The organism is Pseudomonas brassicacearum (assembly GCF_003732225.1).
In the GTDB taxonomy this organism is placed as follows: Bacteria; Pseudomonadota; Gammaproteobacteria; order Pseudomonadales; family Pseudomonadaceae; genus Aquipseudomonas; species Aquipseudomonas brassicacearum_E.
Map to the genome: position 1 here is coordinate 234193 of NZ_MOBJ01000034.1, position 17603 is coordinate 251795.

The 17603-nt window shown below is 58.9% G+C and carries 14 protein-coding genes; 8 read left to right on the forward strand and 6 right to left on the reverse strand.

What is annotated here, in order from left to right; genetic code table 11:
- Window positions 1-331: 331 nt before the first annotated feature.
- The 3 genes from ccoM to BK659_RS25635 form a co-directional block, all read right to left on the reverse strand.
- Window positions 332-448, reverse strand: a complete 117-nt coding sequence (gene ccoM, locus BK659_RS28190; protein ID WP_007926603.1) for a cytochrome c oxidase subunit CcoM — start codon at window positions 446-448, stop codon at window positions 332-334.
- Between the two features lie 143 nt (window positions 449-591).
- Window positions 592-753 carry a hypothetical protein gene (locus tag BK659_RS27830; RefSeq protein WP_007906621.1) on the reverse strand — a complete coding sequence of 54 codons (162 nt, stop codon included), beginning with the start codon at window positions 751-753 and terminating at the stop codon, window positions 592-594.
- Between the two features lie 147 nt (window positions 754-900).
- A complete protein-coding gene (locus BK659_RS25635) occupies window positions 901-1242 on the reverse strand; it encodes an aspartate-semialdehyde dehydrogenase (protein WP_123428264.1) in 342 nt (113 codons plus the stop codon).
- A 229-nt stretch (window positions 1243-1471) separates the two neighbouring features.
- On the opposite strand from BK659_RS25635, the gene rapA reads away from it, so the two are divergent.
- Window positions 1472-4318 (forward strand): RNA polymerase-associated protein RapA, encoded by a 2847-nt coding sequence (rapA, locus tag BK659_RS25640; RefSeq protein ID WP_123428265.1) that lies wholly within the window; start codon window positions 1472-1474, stop codon window positions 4316-4318.
- A 188-nt stretch (window positions 4319-4506) separates the two neighbouring features.
- On the opposite strand, the gene BK659_RS25645 is transcribed toward rapA, so the two are convergent.
- On the reverse strand, window positions 4507-5856 hold the full coding sequence (locus tag BK659_RS25645) for a spinster family MFS transporter (protein ID WP_123428267.1): 1350 nt from the start codon (window positions 5854-5856) through the stop codon (window positions 4507-4509).
- Window positions 5857-6150: 294 nt separating this feature from the next.
- Between BK659_RS25645 and BK659_RS25650 the strand changes: the two genes are divergently transcribed.
- A complete protein-coding gene (locus BK659_RS25650; RefSeq protein ID WP_123428269.1) occupies window positions 6151-8436 on the forward strand; it encodes a putative bifunctional diguanylate cyclase/phosphodiesterase in 2286 nt (761 codons plus the stop codon).
- Here the strand turns inward: BK659_RS25650 and BK659_RS25655 are convergent.
- Window positions 8327-9223 (reverse strand): NAD(P)-dependent oxidoreductase, encoded by an 897-nt coding sequence (locus BK659_RS25655; protein ID WP_123428271.1) that lies wholly within the window; start codon window positions 9221-9223, stop codon window positions 8327-8329. The two genes, BK659_RS25650 and BK659_RS25655, sit on opposite strands and share 110 nt — an antisense overlap.
- Before the next feature lie 195 nt (window positions 9224-9418).
- On the opposite strand from BK659_RS25655, the gene BK659_RS25660 reads away from it, so the two are divergent.
- Window positions 9419-11596 (forward strand): hypothetical protein, encoded by a 2178-nt coding sequence (locus BK659_RS25660; RefSeq protein WP_123428273.1) that lies wholly within the window; start codon window positions 9419-9421, stop codon window positions 11594-11596.
- Between the two features lie 292 nt (window positions 11597-11888).
- Here BK659_RS25660 and BK659_RS25670 read toward each other — a convergent pair whose 3' ends face one another.
- The gene (locus tag BK659_RS25670; protein WP_123428277.1) at window positions 11889-12194 is read right to left on the reverse strand and encodes a DUF2288 domain-containing protein; all 306 of its coding nucleotides are present in this window, start codon (window positions 12192-12194) and stop codon (window positions 11889-11891) included.
- Between the two features lie 348 nt (window positions 12195-12542).
- Between BK659_RS25670 and BK659_RS25675 the strand changes: the two genes are divergently transcribed.
- The 5 genes from BK659_RS25675 to BK659_RS25695 all read left to right on the forward strand — a co-directional run bounded on the left by BK659_RS25675 (window position 12543) and on the right by BK659_RS25695 (window position 17544).
- The gene (locus BK659_RS25675) at window positions 12543-13670 is read left to right on the forward strand and encodes a branched-chain amino acid ABC transporter substrate-binding protein (protein WP_123428278.1); all 1128 of its coding nucleotides are present in this window, start codon (window positions 12543-12545) and stop codon (window positions 13668-13670) included.
- 231 nt (window positions 13671-13901) lie between these two features.
- Window positions 13902-14825 carry a high-affinity branched-chain amino acid ABC transporter permease LivH gene (gene livH / locus BK659_RS25680; protein WP_123428280.1) on the forward strand — a complete coding sequence of 308 codons (924 nt, stop codon included), beginning with the start codon at window positions 13902-13904 and terminating at the stop codon, window positions 14823-14825.
- Window positions 14822-16078, forward strand: a complete 1257-nt coding sequence (locus tag BK659_RS25685) for a high-affinity branched-chain amino acid ABC transporter permease LivM (RefSeq protein WP_123428282.1) — start codon at window positions 14822-14824, stop codon at window positions 16076-16078. The genes livH and BK659_RS25685 overlap by 4 nt, the downstream gene beginning before the upstream one ends.
- Entirely contained in the window at window positions 16075-16842 is a 768-nt protein-coding gene (livG, locus tag BK659_RS25690; protein ID WP_123428284.1) for a high-affinity branched-chain amino acid ABC transporter ATP-binding protein LivG, read from the forward strand. Before BK659_RS25685 ends, livG begins: the two co-directional genes overlap by 4 nt.
- Window positions 16843-17544 carry an ABC transporter ATP-binding protein gene (locus BK659_RS25695; RefSeq protein WP_123428286.1) on the forward strand — a complete coding sequence of 234 codons (702 nt, stop codon included), beginning with the start codon at window positions 16843-16845 and terminating at the stop codon, window positions 17542-17544.
- Window positions 17545-17603: the final 59 nt, after the last annotated feature.

The window sequence follows — 17603 nt, forward strand, 5'->3', positions numbered from 1 at the left end:
AGGTGCCGTACGCTTGGGGCGAGCGTTTTTTTGCTTACTTTTTTTAGGCGCTTGTAAAAAAAGTGAGGCGCCGTAAGGGCGAAACCCTAAGTGGCCGTTACCGCAGAAACGGATATGTACACCTGTAAAAGACAGGTCGGCTGTCAGGCCGCCATCGCGAGCAGGCTCGCTCCCACAGTTTTGATTGGTGTACATCCGAGATTGGCCGGCTATCAGGCCGCCAAGATCAGAAGATCGCAGCCTGCGGCAGCTCCTACGGGGAATTGCGGGCAAAAAAAAGGGCGACCGAAGTCGCCCAAAATGCCTTGCGTGCTCGTGCTTCCAGAAAGACCTAAGGTTTTTTACGCTTATGTGCGTCTTTCCAGATAAAGAATCCAAACCCGGCAAAAAACAGAACCATGAGGCCGACAGTCAGCACTCCGGCGATCACCACATTATCGAAAAACATGACTGGCCTCCTGCACTTGCCCTGTTGCGATAGGGCTAAGTTAACCAATCAGGCACGAAAGAAAATTGACCGGGATCAATACTGCCCAAGACAGGGCGTAAAGGAAGGGAAATAACTGACCTGCATCAACAGATGCAGGGGGCTCAACGCTTTTTCGGTTTGTTTTTTGGCTTTTTCTTGGCTTTGCCCAAAGGCATGGCCTGCTCGAAAGCCTGACGCACTTCGTTCAGGCGCTTTTCATTGAGGTCATGCACGCGCTTGGCACGCTCTGTGTTGAGGTCGATCAGCTTGTCGTCTTGGCTCATGGCGTGGCTTACATCTTCAAGGTCAATACAGGCGAAGCACAGCGACCACCGTCACCCTGCCCGCTCAAGGTTTGCCAATAATGCGGCCAATGGCTGGCGCTGACCAGCCGCCCGCAGCATCAGAGCGCAACAAAAAGTGTGCAAGCGTCAGACCTCGATATCGACCCACAACCCCTGACGCGGCTGATCGTCCATCAACGGGACCACCGGCACCGTATTGTCGGCGTTCAACTCGTCACCCGGCACGGCCAGGTGCTCCTCAGGATCCTCTTCGGCTTCGCGACGACGCCTGTCGCGTTCCTGCTGACGCCGCTGCTCTTCGCGCAACAACAGCGCCGACTCTTCGGCATGGCGCTTGTGCAGGTCGATCGTGCTTTCGCTGGAGCTCGCCTCCACCGGCACCACCGGCGGAATATCCGGCCGCTGGCGAATCGGGTCCTGCTGGGAAGTGATCGGCACGGCACTCAAGGGGAGCATCGGTGGCAGCATAGTATTAGTCTCCTGACGGCAGGCTGTCGGCTGCTGAGGAGGCGACTTGAGCCACCGGTCGCAAACTGCAGCTCAACACACACGTAGGAGCTGCCGAAGGCTGCGATCTTTTGATCTTCAAGGCCTGAAAAGATCGCAGCCTTCGGCAGCTCCTACGCGAGTAACCCTTTGGCCTCGGCACCTGCATCCGTTAATATAGTCGGCTTTTTCAAGGCGGGAGTCAGGCAGCATGGCGCAGCAGTATCAACCGGGGCAACGCTGGATTAGTGACAGCGAAGCCGAGCTAGGTTTAGGCACCGTTCTGGCACAGGACGGTCGCTTGCTGACCGTGCTCTATCCGGCCACTGGCGACACTCGCCAGTACGCGCTACGGAATGCGCCCCTCACTCGTGTGAGGTTTTCGCCGGGTGACATGATCACTCACTTCGAAGGCTGGAAAATGACCGTGCGCGAAGTCGACGACATCGACGGCCTGCTGGTCTACCACGGGCTCAACGCGCAGAACGAAGTAGTAACCCTGCCCGAGACCCAACTCTCGAACTTCATCCAGTTCCGTCTGGCCAGCGACCGTCTGTTCGCCGGGCAGATCGACCCGTTGGCCTGGTTCTCCCTGCGTTACCACACCCTGGAACACACCAGCCGCCAGTTGCAATCCTCGCTCTGGGGCCTGGGTGGCGTGCGTGCGCAGCCAATCGCCCACCAATTGCACATCGCCCGTGAAGTCGCGGATCGTATCGCACCGCGGGTTCTGTTGGCGGACGAAGTCGGTCTGGGTAAAACCATCGAAGCCGGTCTGGTGATCCATCGCCAACTGCTCTCGGGTCGCGCCAACCGCGTGCTGATTCTGGTTCCGGAAAACCTCCAGCACCAGTGGCTGGTGGAGATGCGCCGTCGTTTCAACCTGCAAGTCGCGCTGTTCGACGAAGAACGCTTCATCGAAAGCGATGCCAGCAACCCGTTCGAAGACACCCAGCTCGCGCTGGTCGCTCTGGAATGGCTGGTGGACGACGAAAAAGCCCAGGACGCGCTGTTCGCTGCCGGCTGGGACCTGCTGGTGGTCGACGAAGCGCACCACCTGGTGTGGCACGAAGATCAGGTCAGCCCTGAGTACTCGCTGGTCGAACAGCTCGCAGAAACCATTCCCGGCGTACTGCTGCTGACCGCGACCCCAGAGCAACTGGGTCAGGACAGCCACTTCGCCCGTCTGCGCCTGCTCGACCCAAACCGTTTCCACGACCTGAAAGCCTTCCGCGCCGAGAGCGAGAACTATCGCCCGGTAGCCGAAGCCGTTCAGGAACTGATGGACCAGGGGCGTTTGTCCCCGGCCGCACACAAAACCATCCAGGGTTTCCTCGGTGACGAAGGCGAAGCGCTGTTGACCGCCGTCAACGAGGGTGACGCTGAAGCCAGCGCCCGTCTGGTGCGCGAATTGCTGGACCGCCACGGCACTGGCCGCGTGCTGTTCCGTAACACCCGCGCTGCGGTGCAAGGCTTCCCGGAACGCAAACTGCATCCGTACCCGCTGCCGTGCCCGGACGAATACCTGGAATTGCCGCTGGGCGAACACGCCGAGCTGTACCCGGAAGTCAGCTTCCAGGCGCAACCGGATATAGATGAAGAACAACGCTGGTGGCGCTTCGACCCACGGGTCGAGTGGCTGATCGATCAGCTGAAAATGCTCAAGCGCACCAAAGTGCTGGTGATCTGCGCCCACGCCGAAACCGCGATGGACCTGGAAGACGCCCTGCGCGTGCGTTCCGGCATCCCGGCCACGGTGTTCCACGAAGGCATGAACATCCTTGAACGTGACCGCGCCGCCGCTTACTTCGCCGACGAAGAGTTCGGCGCGCAAGTGCTGATCTGCTCGGAAATCGGCAGCGAAGGTCGCAACTTCCAGTTCTCCCACCACCTGGTGCTGTTCGATCTGCCATCGCACCCCGACCTGCTGGAACAGCGCATCGGTCGTCTGGACCGGATCGGCCAGAAGCACATCATCGAACTGCACGTGCCGTACCTGGAAACCAGCCCGCAAGAGCGCCTGTTCCAGTGGTACCACGAAGCGCTGAACGCGTTCCTCAACACCTGCCCGACCGGCAACGCCTTGCAGCATCAGTTCGGCCCACGCCTGCTGCCGCTGCTGGAAAACGCTGATGACGGCGAGTGGCAAGCGCTGATCGATGAAGCCCGTACCACCCGTGAAAACCTCGAAGCCGAGTTGCACAGCGGCCGTGACCGCCTGCTGGAACTCAACTCCGGTGGTGCAGGCGAAGGTGACGCGCTGGTTGAGGCGATCCTTGAGCAAGACGATCAGTTCGCCCTGCCGATCTACATGGAAACCCTGTTCGACGCGTTCGGCATCGACAGCGAAGACCATTCGGAAAACGCACTGATCCTCAAGCCGAGCGAAAAAATGCTCGACGCCAGCTTCCCGCTGGGCGACGACGAAGGCGTGACCATCACCTACGACCGCAACCAGGCGCTGTCTCGCGAAGACATGCAATTCATCACTTGGGAGCACCCGATGGTTCAGGGCGGTATGGACCTGGTCCTGTCCGGCTCGATGGGCAACACCGCCGTCGCGCTGATCAAGAACAAGGCACTCAAGCCTGGCACCGTGTTGCTGGAACTGCTCTATGTCAGCGAAGTGGTTGCTCCGCGCTCGCTGCAACTGGGCCGTTACCTGCCGCCGGCCGCGCTGCGCTGCCTGCTCGACGCCAACGGCAACGACCTGTCGGGCCGCGTCTCGTTCGAAACCCTCAACGACCAGCTCGAAAGCGTGCCACGCGCCAGCGCCAACAAGTTTGTCCAGGCCCAGCGTGATCAACTGACCCCGCGCATCAATGCCGGTGAAGAGAAAATCACCCCACGCCACGCCGAACGTGTGGCCGAAGCGCAGCGCCGTCTGGCCGCTGACACCGAAGAAGAACTGGCGCGCCTGACCGCCCTGCAAGCCGTCAACCCGACGGTACGCGACAGCGAACTGGTTGCCCTGCGTCAGCAGCGCGAGCAAGGCCTGGCCATGCTCGACAAAGCGGCGCTGCGACTGGAAGCGATCCGGGTGCTGGTGGCGGGTTAAGCCCTCCTCTTCCATCGCTAAAACAAAGAAGGCCCGCAGCGATGCGGGCCTTTTTTTATACTTGATTGTTGTGTTGTTGCTGATGACCTCATCGCGAGCAAGCTCGCTCCCACAGTTGATTTTCAATGACGCAACATTTGTGCTCGACGACGCCCCCCCTGTGGGAGCGAGCTTGCTCGCGATGGCGATCATGCAGTCGCCGCAGAAACTCCAGGCTCAACCACAGCAACCAGCCCTTCCTTCATCCGCTTCGCATCCCTCACAAAACACCGCGAAGCCAGGAACAGAAACACCATGGTGAAAAACAATGCCACCGGAATCAGGTACATCGCATCATGCAGCCCCACCGCTTTGAACGCCTCGCTCATTTGCCCGGCACCCGCCGCCAGCATCGCGGCATGGGCGAAATGATCGGACAAAGCGCCCACCACTACCGGCCCAAGACCGCCGCCCAGCAAATACAAACCGGCAAAAAACAACGCCATCGCCGTGGCACGCAGGCGCGGCTCGACCACGTCCTGAATAGCCGTGTAAACGCAGGTATAAAAGTTGTAGGCAAACAACCAACCGATGCTGAACGCCACGACGAACACACCGATTTCAATCCGTCCGGCGTGCAGTGCCCAAGCCGTGCACAAGGTCGAGATGATCAGACTGAACGCGGCAAACAGCAGTCGACCGTTGGCCACGCGCTGGTGAATCTTGTCGGCCACCCAACCGCCCAGCGTCAGACCGAACAAGCCGGTCACGCCGACGATTACCCCGGTCGCTACCGCAGCTTGCTGCAACGGCATCTGAAAATAGCGCTGCAACATCGGCACCAGAAACGAGTTGCACGCATAGGTGGCGAAGTTGAAACACAGCCCCGCCATTACCAGCCAGAGGAAGGTCGGAATCGCCAGCACCCGGCGAATCGGCCGATCCACCCGCTCCTGGGACACTTGCACCGATTCCGCCGCGCCGCGCTTGGGCTCTTTGATGAAGAACATGAAGATCGCCAGAATCAAACCCGGTATCGCCGCGATGAAAAACGGCGCACGCCAGCTGTCGAACGCCTTGACCATCGCGCCGATGGTGAAGAACGCCAGCAACAGGCCCAGCGGCAACCCCAACATGAAGATACCCATGGCCCGCGCCCGACGGTGCGCCGGGAACAGATCACCGATCAGCGAATTGGCGGCCGGCGCATAGCTGGCCTCACCGATGCCGATCCCCATGCGCACGATCAGGAAACTCCAGAAACTCCCCACCAGACCGTTCACCGCCGTCAGCCCGCTCCATACCGCCAACCCCCAGCCCATCAGCTTGCTGCGCGAACCCGTGTCGGCCATGCGCCCTAACGGCAGACCGGCAACGGCATAAACGATGGTGAACGCAGTCCCGATAATCCCCAGCTGAAAGTCGCTGAGGTGCCATTCCATACGAATCGGCTCGATGATGATCGCCGGGATCGTACGGTCGAAGAAGTTGAACAGATTGGCCAGGAACAGCAGGAACAGAATGCGCCAGGCATTCGCCGCTTGGGTCGAGTTCTGCATGAGTCCGTCTCTTTTATTGTCATGAGGGCTTCACTGCCGACGGCATTCGAGCCCGGAACCCGCAATCTAGTCAGCGCCATGGCCGCTGTCTGTCATTATTCGTCAGGCTGATACCCGCCCATGACGGTCAGCCCCCGCGCGTGACGATTTATTTCCAAACGTTCTTGGGCTTATTGCGAAATGGTTAGAATCAATATGCCATCATCCCTTGCACTCTGCGCATGACCTCTATACTCCAGGCATTCGCCAGCGTTCATGGCGCCGGTGCTGGATGACTCAGAGACGGGGCATGCTATGGAGTGGCTTGGTTTGCATTTCATTACCGAGCTGCCAGAGAGCAGCGGGCAAGTAGTACTCAGTTGCAGTCATAATCCCTTTCTGGTGCTGTTGGCCTACCTGGTCGCCTGCGCGGCCAGCTTTGCCACGCTGGACATGGCCGAACGCGTCGGTCATGCCGAAAACCCTGCCTCTCAACGGCTCTGGCGCTGGGTCGGTGCGTGCTGCCTGTCGGGCGGTATTTGGGCCATGCACTTCATCGGCATGCTGGCGTTCCAGGCCCCCATCGACATCCATTACGATTTACCGACCACCTTCCTTTCCCTGCTGATCGCCTTTATTGCAGCCTTTGTGGCGATGAACACCCTGAGCAATGCACAACTGAACGCCCGGCAATACGTGCAAACCTCGATCTGCATCGGCCTGGGCATCTCCGCCATGCATTACGTGGGCATGGCCGCCATGCGCTCGAACGCCGTGCCCCACTACCAGCCAACATTGTTCGGCGTGTCGATCCTGATCGCCATCGGCGCCAGCGCAATTGCCTTGCTGCTGTCGCACGTTCTGCGCAACGGCAGCGGCATCGCCCATCAGATGCTCAAATACACCGCCAGCCTGGTGCTGGGTGCAGGCATCGTGAGCATGCACTTCACCGGTATGCAGTCCATGAGTCTGATGTTGCCAGCCGGAGTTTCTGCGCAACTGTCAGTCGACAACGACCACCTGCAACTGGGGCTGACGATTGCCGTGATTGCGCTGTTGGTCATCGGCAGCAGCATCAGCGCGGCCCTGGCCGACAAAAAGCTGCAACACAAGGAACACGACCTGCGCCGGGTCAATACCCTGCTCAGCCAACTGGATCAGGCACGCATGTCGCTGCAACAAGTGGCGCACTATGACGCCCTGACCAACCTGATCAATCGCCGCGGCTTCAACCAGATCTTCGCCGAAAAGCTCATCGAGAAAAGCACTCATGGCGGCATGCTGGCAGTGATGTTTCTGGACATCGATCATTTCAAGCGGATCAACGACAGTCTGGGCCATGATGCCGGTGACGAACTGCTGAAAGTCCTTGCCGGACACATCAAAGGCTCGACCCGCAGCCATGACGATGTGGTCGCGCGGTTTGGCGGCGATGAGTTCTGCATTCTGATCAACCTGCGTGAGCGCGACGAAGCCCGGCACATGGCCCAGCGCATCATGCATAAGATGAAGGAACCGATTGAGTTGGCCGGTCGACGCATGGTCATGACCACCAGCATCGGTATCAGCGTATTTCCCGACGACGGCAAGAGCTGCGAAGAACTGCTGAAAAACGCCGATCTGGCGCTGTACCAATCCAAGGGCAATGGCCGTAACGGCCTGCACTTTTTCAGCCCCAACCTGAAAACCAAGGCGACAATGGAGCTGCAACTCGAAGAAGAACTGCGCAATGCCTTACGTGACGAAAACGGGCTGTTGCTTTATTACCAACCGATTTACGACCTCAAAAGCGGCCAGGTAACCAAACTCGAAGCACTGGTTCGCTGGCAGCACCCGGTGCACGGTTTACTCGCACCCGACCGCTTCATCCCAATTGCCGAAGCCAATGGCTTGATCGCCGAACTCGACAACTGGGTGCTGCGCAAAGCCTGCGAAGACCTGAGCGAGCTGTCCAGGCACGGCGGCGAGTCGTTGAAAATCGCCGTGAACTGCTCTCCCCTCAATCTCGCTCGCGAAGAGCTCGCCGAAGAAGTCGAAAGTGCGCTGCGAGCGGCCGGCGTCGCGCCGCAGAGGCTGGAGCTGGAGGTTACGGAAAACGCTCTGATGGGCAACATCGCCAATACGCTGGTGCTGTTGCGCAAAATTCGTGCACTCGGTGTTTCGCTGTCGATAGACGATTTTGGCACCGGTTACTCGTCGCTGGCCTACCTCAAGCGTTTGCCGCTGAACACCCTGAAAATCGACCGTTCGTTTATCCTGGACATTCCCAAGGCCACCCAGGACATGGAGATCGTCCAGGCTATTATCGTCATGGCCCATACCCTGCATTTGCAGGTGGTCACCGAAGGGGTCGAAACCCTGGAGCAATACCAGTTTCTCGAACGCTTCGGTTGCGATTTTGTTCAGGGTTACTTGTTGAGCCGCCCGGTACCGCTGGCTGAATTGCGCCCGGTACTGAACGAGATCAACCAGCGTAAACACCCACACCCTGTCAGTCCTTTGAGTCTGGTTCGCGGTATAGATGGATTAGTGTCGCGGGATCTTTTTCCAGAAAGCCCTGACCACCATGCAGGCGCATCAACTGTGCGGCCAGTCCACTGATCGGCGTCGCCGAGCCCTGCTCGCGGGAAAACTTCACTGCACCATCCAGGTCCTTGAGCAGCGTCCGAACATGCCACTTTATGGGTTCGAAACGGCTCTCGGCCATTTGCGGGGCAAGTATCTGCAAGGGTTTCGAGTCGGCAAACCCGCCGCTCAATGCTTCGGCCAGCAGGCTCGCATCCACGCCTGAGCGTTCAGCCAGCGCCACCACTTCAGCAATGACCAACGCATTGCAGGCAACAATCATCTGGTTGCAGGCCTTGGTCACCTGCCCTGCGCCGACCGCGCCCATGTGCGTGACCCGTTGACCGAGGCTCAACAGCACCGGGCGCACTCGCTCAACATCCGCAGATGTGCCGCCGACCATGATCGCCAGGCTGGCGGCTTCGGCACCCGCTACACCACCGGATACCGGTGCATCCAGCCAACCCATGCCGGTACGGCTGGCCAGCTCGGCAGCCATTTCCCGCGTCGCCGTGGGTTCCAGACTGGAAAAATCCACCAGCAGCTGACCGGTTTTCGCGCCAAACGCAACGCCTGCCGCCCCGAACACCACCTCGCGCACCACCTCGGTATTGGCCAGGCACAACATCACCAGATCGGCGTGCTGACACAGCTCGGCAGGCGTGGCCACTTGTCGCGCCCCGGCCTCGACCAACGGTGCGCACTTGACCGGATCACGATTCCACACCGTCAGTGAGTAACCCGCCGCCAATAGGCGCCGACACATCGGCAAACCCATCAAGCCGATTCCAGCGAACGCGAGTGAAGGTAACGTTGCCATCAATTTGCCTCTGTTCGATTAAAGATCGCCAAATATTGGCCGATTCATCATCAATCAGGAAAGGATTCCCCCTAGCGACGCTCAGGTAAAGCCCTATCGCTGGGGACACTATCGCGATGTAAAGTCGCGAGTTCTTTATTCGTGATGGCTTGATGATATCTCGCCGCCAAACCAACCAGTCCAGGCACATGGCGCACAATGACTTCTAAAAATAATCCTGCCCCTGCGGTATCCGAACTGACGCTCACCGCCGCCACGGATAAACCTCCAGTCCCGAAGCCATTGACCAGCACACGAGCGCTTGCGACTCAGCAGTATCTGTATTTCACCGAGACCAACACCGATCGTATCCTCGACAACCTCGACGGCCTGCGCGATCTGGTGTTCCCCAAGCCGCCGCACCTGGAAGACACCCACGAACTGCATCAGCAGGAGTTCCCCTCGGTTTGCCTGATCGGTCTGGGTCGCTGCGGTTCGAACATTGCGCTGGACGTCGCGGAGCTGGTGTACAACGCCCGCAAGTTCTACCTCAACGAGTTCAACAACGAAGACAAGCCCTATGCTGAAAAGGGCTACAGCCCTGCGCAATGGATTCGCAACAACCTGAAACTGGGTGCCGGCAAAGCCACCAAACCGGTGTTCCTGGTCGAACCGCTGGTGATGCTCGGCGACCTGGACAAAGACATCGCCGGACGTATCCGCTTCTCGCGCAAGGGCGAAAAAAGCGGCTTCCTGCGCGACTACAGCAAAATGAAGATCATGGACCTCTCGGAAGTCCACGCCGGTGGCGCCGGTAACGCGCCGATCCTCGGCCAGTACCTGGCGAAGATCATCCTGAACAAGGACACACAGCGTTTCTCCAGCCCCGACTGGAAGATGATTCATTCGTACCTGATCGACAGCTGTGGCATCAAGGCCAACCAGTCGCGCCTGTACTTCTCGATCTTCAGCGCCGGCGGCGGTACCGGTTCGGGCATGGCCTCGGAGTTCGGCCTGGCCCAGCAGCACTCGTACATGAACAAGACGTTCGACACCAAACCGGTGGACGAGCACGACAGCAAGAGCGGCCACTCCTTCGTTTTCGAGCCGATCTTCACCAGCGGCATTTGCGTACTGCCGAACATTTCCGATCACCGCAGCGAAATGTCTGAGGCACTGCACATCAACGCCGGTCGCCTGCTGTGCAAGTACCTGTCGGAAGAATGGGATTTTTCGTACAACTTCGCCAACGAAGACAGCAGCGAAGCCAGCGTCATGGGCCGTATCCGCCCATGGAACGCGATGATGCTGATCTCCAACGACATCATGCGTTACGCCGAAGAGAACGATGACGGCAATATCCAGAACATTGATGTCAATGCCATGGAAAAGCACGCCAACCAGTACATCTCGCAGCAGATCTTCAACATTCTGACGGCCCAGGCCGTCACTACCGACTACGACCAGAACTACTTCCGTCGGGCCGGTATCGATATCGGCGAAACCATCCGCCTGGACGCCAACGACCTGTTCATGAGTCTGGCCGGGCCAGTGGCGATTGCCTACGCCGAATCGGTGGTGCCAGAGCAACCGGCACCGAGCAGTGACAAGTTCAAGGTGTTCGACAAAGAGCCGCAGCGCCTGAACATCGACGACCTGTTCTTCCGCTCCATCGACCTGCCGCACTTCAACAAGGTGACCCAGGCCATCGAAGGCATCAGCCTGTTGCCGATCGAGTCCAAGCGTTATCGCGCATCGCTGGAGCAATACAAGAACTCGGGTTATGACGCTGCTGCCCTGCATGACCTGCACTTCTTCAAGAACTGCTCGTCGGTCGTGTCGATCGTCTCGCTGCCCAAGGATTACAAGCTGTCCTACATGGACCTGAACCGGTTGAAGACCCACCTCAACAGCCTGTTCCCCAACACCACGCTCAAGCGTTATGCACTGGTGATCGGCGCCTCGGCCAACCTCTCGCTGACCACCCTGATCGCCAAGAGCCCGTGCCTGTCAGACGATTTCCTGACCTTGATCGTGGCCTTCATCAAACGCTGCTTTGCACGCAACCCGTACCGTTTCGACGAAACGCTGGACAACTCGATCCTCGACTTCATCATTCATGAAGACTTCGACGAGGCCAGAATCGACGAACTGCTCAACGAGTTCGAAAACCCGGCGAAGATCCTCGACACCAACTGGTACGCGATCAAGCCGATGTACGAGAAGAAGTACCGCGAGCTGATCAACGACAAAGACAAATTCGTCTCGATCAACGACATCCGCCTGTCGCGCGACTGCGTGAAAAAAGCCATCAAGTACCTGCGCGAGATCTACCGTCACCGCATCGGCAAGACCAAGGTCATCTCGCTGAATAACCATACGGGCAAGACGGTCTGACCGCGTCACGGCCATCGCGAGCAAGCTCGCTCCCACATTTGACCGCTTTCTTTTGAAGAACTCTGTCACCTGTGGGAGCGAGCTTGCTCGCGATGGCGTCCTCACATCCAGCACATCTCCAACATCCAGAAACAATTAAGCAGCCGTTCGGCTGCTCTCTCAACTGTTCCCGTTACGTTTACGTAACCTTCCCCCCGCCAGCCTGTGGCATTTCTCTACGGCAACCTGCCATCACGCTACTCGGCTACACACTTTTGCCTGAGCGCAGCCAGCACCAAATCGGTGCAAGCCGTCAGATCTGCGCCCTTTCCTGGATCAGAATCCACGGCGAAACCACCACCGCCCAGAGCTGCGGATCACGTTCGACCAAATCCAGCGCCCGCGTCGCAGACACCTTGGCAACCTTCTCGGCAGCCAGCCAGGCAGCCACTTTCTCGCCCTGATCCTCGGCCACGGCTTCGGCTGCTTCGATCAAATCCAGATCGGCCTCGACCCACAATAGGGCACCCTTGGCAAAGAACGGTTCGAGTTCCTTCCAGGTAATAGATGCGGTTTCACCAAGCAGCTTGGCATAGAGGGTGCTAGGTTCTTGAGTCATGGGCCCTGTCCGGAAAAGAAATCGGCGCAATCATAACGTCGGTGCCCTGGCAGAAAAACCCGGATGCAATAGAGTCATTGATCGAGAACTGCAGGAAAGCAAGGATAGCCGCTGAATCGGGCCACTACCCAGCCAAAATCCCGCCGCAATTCTGTCTTTTTCTTTCAAAAATGCGACACCCTCAGGTTTTGCCCCTGAGCGCCAGCTTTCCAAGCGAACAACCGGCGCTCTACACTGTACCGGTACAGTTGCCGGGGGGCATTTCCGGAGGATATCCAGTATATCGATCCGGTTCTGTGGCTCTGGCCGCCAGGACTATAAAAATTACAACAGTAAGAGTGGAGCACTATGAATAAGGCTACTAAGCAGATTTCCAAACTGTTTGCCGCTATGGTTCTGGCCGGAGTCGCCAGCCATTCGTTCGCAGCTGACACCATCAAGATCGGCATCGCCGGCCCTAAAACCGGTCCAGTGACCCAGTACGGTGACATGCAGTTCACCGGCGCTAAAATGGCCATCGAGCAGATCAACGCCAAGGGCGGTGTCGACGGCAAGATGCTCGAAGCCAAAGAATACGATGACGCCTGCGACCCTAAACAGGCCGTTGCCGTCGCCAACAAAGTGGTCAACGACGGCGTCAAGTTCGTGGTCGGTCACCTCTGCTCCAGCTCCACTCAGCCAGCGTCCGACATCTACGAAGACGAAGGCGTGATCATGATCACCCCAGCCGCCACCAGCCCGGACATCACCAACCGTGGCTACAAAATGGTGTTCCGCACCATCGGCCTGGACAGCGCGCAGGGCCCTGCCGCCGGTAACTACATCGCCGATCACGTAAAACCGAAAATCGTTGCTGTTCTGCATGACAAACAGCAATACGGTGAAGGCATCGCCACCGCCGTGAAGAAAACCCTCGAAGCCAAAGGCGTCAAGGTTGCCGTGTTCGAAGGCCTCAACGCCGGCGACAAGGACTTCTCCTCGATCATCCAGAAACTCAAGCAAGCCAACGTCGACTTCGTCTACTACGGCGGCTACCACCCGGAACTGGGCCTGATCCTGCGTCAGTCCAAGGAAAAAGGCCTGAACGCCAAGTTCATGGGGCCGGAAGGCGTCGGCAACGACTCCATCTCGCAGATCGCCCAGGACGCTTCCGAAGGCCTGCTGGTGACCTTGCCGAAATCTTTCGACCAGGATCCGGCCAACAAGGCACTGGTTGACGCGTTCGCCGCCAAGAAGCAGGACCCGAGCGGTCCGTTCGTGTTCCCGGCCTACTCGGCAGTCGAAGTGATCGCTGAAGGCATCAAGGCAGCGAAGAGCGAAGACACCACCAAAGTGGCCGCGGCTATCCGCGCTGGCACCTTCAAGACCCCGACCGGCGACCTGTCGTTCGACTCGAAGGGCGACCTGAAGAACTTCAAGTTCGTGGTCTACCAGTGGCACTTTGGCAAACCTAAAACCGAAGTTTCGCCTCAGTAAGGCGCTGCCTGACTGACTGCCAATAAAGCCCACGGCGTGCCGTGGGCTTTGTTTTACGAGGTAATGGGCCGTGCCTCCGTGATCCGGAAGCCTCCCCACCTGAAAATCTCAAAACCGTCATCAGCGGTTCGCTGGCAAACCTCACGTTCGAAGTGGATGCAGATCCACGGGGCCTGAGCGGGAAAATGACTCCACCAGTGAAATGCGTATCAGGTTTTTAGGAGCGCTGTAATGCCTGAGATCTATCACTTTTTCCAACAGCTGGTTAATGGTCTGACCATTGGCAGCACATATGCCCTGATCGCCATCGGCTATACGATGGTTTACGGCATCATTGGAATGATTAACTTCGCCCATGGCGAGGTCTACATGATTGGTTCCTATGTGGCCTTCATCGTCCTTGCCGGACTGGCCATGCTGGGTATCCATTCTCTACCGCTGTTGATGACCGCCGCATTCCTGGCGACCATCGTTGTTACCAGTGCCTACGGCTACAGTATCGAACGGATCGCCTACCGCCCTCTGCGGGGCAGTAACCGCCTGATCCCGCTGATCTCGGCCATCGGCATGTCGATCTTCCTGCAAAACACCGTACTGCTCTCGCAGGACTCCAAGGACAAATCGATCCCCAACCTGATTCCGGGCAGCTTCACCTTCGGTCCAGGCGGCGCACAGGAAGTGCTGATCTCCTACATGCAGATCCTGGTGTTCGTCGTGACCCTGGTGGTGATGCTCTGCCTCACCCAGTTCATCTCGCGCTCGCGTCTGGGACGTGCCTGCCGCGCCTGTGCCGAAGACATCAAGATGGCCAACCTGCTGGGCATCAACACCAACAACATCATCGCCCTGACCTTCGTCATCGGTGCCGCCCTGGCGGCCGTGGCGGCTGTACTGCTCAGCATGCAGTATGGCGTGATCAACCCGAACGCCGGATTTCTGGTGGGCCTCAAGGCCTTTACCGCAGCGGTTCTGGGTGGCATCGGGAGCATTCCGGGCGCCATGCTCGGTGGTCTGGTGCTGGGGGTGGCCGAAGCATTCGGCGCCGATATATTCGGTGACCAGTACAAGGACGTGGTGGCTTTCGGCCTTCTGGTTCTGGTGTTGTTATTCCGGCCAACCGGCCTGTTGGGCCGTCCGGAGGTTGAGAAAGTATGATTCGGAATCTTAGACAGGCGCTTTTCAGCGCGCTATTGGTTTGGGCTGTGGCGTACCCGGTACTCGGTCTGAAACTGTCCATCGCCGGCATCAACCTCGAAGTTCAAGGTGCCAGCACTTCCACGCTGATCATCATCGCCGTCTGTTCGGTGCTGATGTTCCTGCGGGTGATATTCGACCGCCAATACACGACCGCCATGCGCTCCGTGCCCAAAGGTAAATTGATCCCGGCCGGCGCGAGCCAGTTCCTGACCCTGCCCAGCACCCAGCGCTGGGTCATCATGGGATTGATCGTCGTCGCTCTGGTCTGGCCGTTCTTCGGCTCGCGCGGTGCGGTGGATATCGCCACGCTGATTCTGATCTATGTGCTGCTCGGCCTGGGCCTGAACATCGTGGTCGGCCTGGCGGGTCTGCTCGACCTGGGCTACGTCGGTTTCTACGCGGTGGGCGCCTACAGCTATGCGCTGCTGTCGCACTACTTCGGCCTGAGCTTCTGGATCTGCCTGCCCATCGCCGGCTTGATGTCGGCGACCTTCGGCTTCCTGCTGGGCTTCCCGGTGCTGCGTCTGCGCGGTGACTATCTGGCGATCGTGACCCTGGGCTTCGGTGAGATCATCCGGCTGTTCCTGCGTAACCTGACCGGCCTCACGGGCGGACCGAACGGCATCAGCAACATTCCCAAACCGACGCTGTTCGGCCTGAGCTTCGACAGAACGGCCGCCGAAGGCATGCAGACCTTCCACGAGTTCTTCGGCCTGACGTACAACCCGGTCAGCAAGGTGGTTTTCCTCTACCTGGTGGCGCTGTTGCTGGCGCTGTTCGCACTGTTCGTGATCAACCGTCTGCTGCGCATGCCGATCGGCCGTGCCTGGGAAGCGCTGCGTGAAGACGAAATCGCCTGCCGTGCACTGGGCCTGAACCCGACCGTGATCAAGCTGTCGGCCTTCACCCTGGGTGCCTGCTTCGCCGGTTTCGCCGGCAGCTTCTTCGCCGCACGGCAGGGGCTGGTGACGCCGGAGTCGTTCACCTTCATCGAGTCGGCGACCATCCTCGCCATCGTGGTATTGGGCGGCATGGGCTCACAGTTGGGCGTGGTCCTCGCAGCAGTCGTGATGATCCTGTTGCCCGAGCTGATGCGTGACTTCAGCGAATACCGCATGTTGATGTTCGGCGCCTTGATGGTGCTGATGATGATCTGGCGTCCACAAGGTCTGCTGCCCATGCAACGTCCTCACATGGAGCTGCGTAAATGAGCAGAGAGATCCTGAAAGTAGATGGCCTGAGCATGCGCTTCGGCGGCTTGCTGGCGGTCAATAACGTGGCCCTGAGCGTGAAAGAGAAACAGGTGGTCTCGATGATCGGCCCTAACGGCGCCGGCAAGACCACCGTGTTCAACTGCCTGACCGGTTTCTACCAGCCCACCGCCGGCACCATCCAGCTCAACGGTGAAGCGATCGAAGGCCTGCCCGGTCACAAGATCGCCGGTAAAGGCGTAGTGCGGACCTTCCAGAACGTGCGATTGTTCAAGGATATGACCGCCGTGGAAAACCTGCTGATTGCTCAGCACCGGCACCTGAACACCAACTTCCTGGCCGGTCTGTTCAAGACTCCGGCGTTTCGCCGCAGCGAACGCGAGGCCATGGATTACGCCGAGTTCTGGCTCGACAAGGTCAACCTCAAGGAGTTCGCCAACCGTCCGGCCGGCACCCTGGCCTATGGTCAGCAGCGCCGCCTGGAAATCGCCCGCTGCATGATGACCCGTCCAAGCATCCTCATGCTCGATGAACCGGCCGCCGGCCTCAACCCGCGGGAAACCGACGACCTCAAGGCGTTGATCGGCACCCTGCGTGAAGAGCATAACGTCACCGTGCTGCTGATCGAACACGACATGAAACTGGTCATGAGCATCTCCGACCACATCTTCGTGATCAACCAGGGCACGCCTCTGGCCAACGGTACGCCGGAACAGATCCGCGACAATCCTGAAGTGATCAAAGCCTACCTGGGGGAAGCGTAAATGCTGCAGTTCGAAAACGTTTCCACTTTCTACGGCAAGATCCAGGCCCTGCACAGCGTCAACGTCGAAGTCCGTCAGGGCGAGATCGTCACGCTGATCGGTGCCAACGGCGCCGGCAAGTCCACCCTGCTGATGACCCTGTGCGGTTCGCCGCAGGCCCATAGCGGCAGTATCCGCTACATGGGCGAAGAACTGGTCGGCCAGGAGTCCGCTCAGATCATGCGTAAAAGCATCGCCGTGGTCCCGGAAGGTCGTCGGGTGTTTGCCCGTCTGACCGTGGAAGAAAACCTCGCCATGGGCGGGTTCTTCACCGACAAGGGCGATTACCAGGAACAAATGGACAAGGTCCTGGGGTTGTTCCCGCGACTCAAGGAACGCTTCGCCCAGCGCGGCGGCACCATGTCGGGCGGCGAGCAGCAAATGCTCGCCATCGGCCGGGCGCTGATGAGCAAACCCAAGCTGCTGCTGCTCGACGAGCCGTCGCTGGGTCTGGCACCCATCATCATCCAGCAGATCTTCGACATCATCGAACAGCTGCGCAGGGATGGTGTAACGGTGTTCCTGGTGGAGCAGAACGCCAACCAGGCATTGAAAATCGCTGACCGCGCCTACGTGTTGGAAAACGGCCGGGTGGTGATGCAAGGTACCGGTGAAGCGCTGCTGAACGACCCTAAAGTGCGCGACGCGTACCTGGGCGGCTAAGCACGGCGGCAACAAAAAACGGCCTGCGCAGATTACTGAAGGCAGTCCAGTCAAACGCC